Source organism: Sporosarcina quadrami (assembly GCF_014836615.1).
Classification (GTDB): Bacteria; Bacillota; Bacilli; order Bacillales_A; family Planococcaceae; genus Sporosarcina; species Sporosarcina quadrami.
The window spans coordinates 1-823 of record NZ_JACSQN010000042.1; the positions used below are offsets into that span (position 1 = coordinate 1).

Consider the following 823-nt stretch of genomic DNA (forward strand, 5'->3'; position numbering starts at 1 on the left):
AATTGGACGGCTGTCTCCAAAGATTCCTGCGGAATCAAGCTTCATGTGCGAATGGTGGCTGCCTCCTCTTCCAGCGTCTTTCCTGAAAAGATGATTCCATCCACGGGGAATGTTGCTGATTCCGATGCGGTGAATCATATCATCGAAGCAGATGGTGCCCTATACGTAATGGACCGCGGCTATGCCCACAAAACAAAAATGGGTGGATGGTTGGCGAGAAAAATTCAATTCCTTGTACGCGTAAGAAAGACCTTTACGATGGAGACATTGATAGCGCACACTCCAACACATCCAAAAGTAGTCAGGAATGAAGTGGTATCCATACTCACACGTGAAGAACCGGTCCGTTACATTGAATTCACAGACGATGATGGTACACCGTTTCATTTGATCACAAATAACTTGGACATGAGTGAAGAAGAGATTCTAGAAACCTACAAGAACCGTTGGTATATCGAGCTTTTCTTTAAATGGTTAAAGCAGCATGTCAGGGTAAATCATTTATTCAGCCTCTCTCCCGTAGGTATCTGGAATCAGATGTTTATCGCATTGATCACTTTTGCATTAACTGAAATTATGAGGTTGATTCATCAACCAGCGAAGAGAATATGGACCTTCATGCGAACCATGCAGCAGTACCTTTTCACTCCGATAAAGAGTCTATTACAGGATTTCAACCGAAGGTTGAGAAAGAGCAAAGGGCGACAAAAGATACCGAACGCCCATCCAAAAGAGATCAGGTATGGAGAAGATTTTGCGATTGTCAGTCCAATTAATAGAGAACATTTTATCAACAAAGTGAAAAAACAAGCAAAGTAAAATA

General features: G+C 42.2%; 1 protein-coding gene. It reads left to right on the forward strand.

Going from position 1 to position 823, the window contains the following annotated elements:
* A partial coding sequence (locus H9649_RS17725) for a transposase (RefSeq protein WP_191696254.1) occupies positions 1-819 on the forward strand: 819 nt, incomplete at its 5' end.
* Between the last annotated feature and the right edge of the window lie 4 nt (positions 820-823).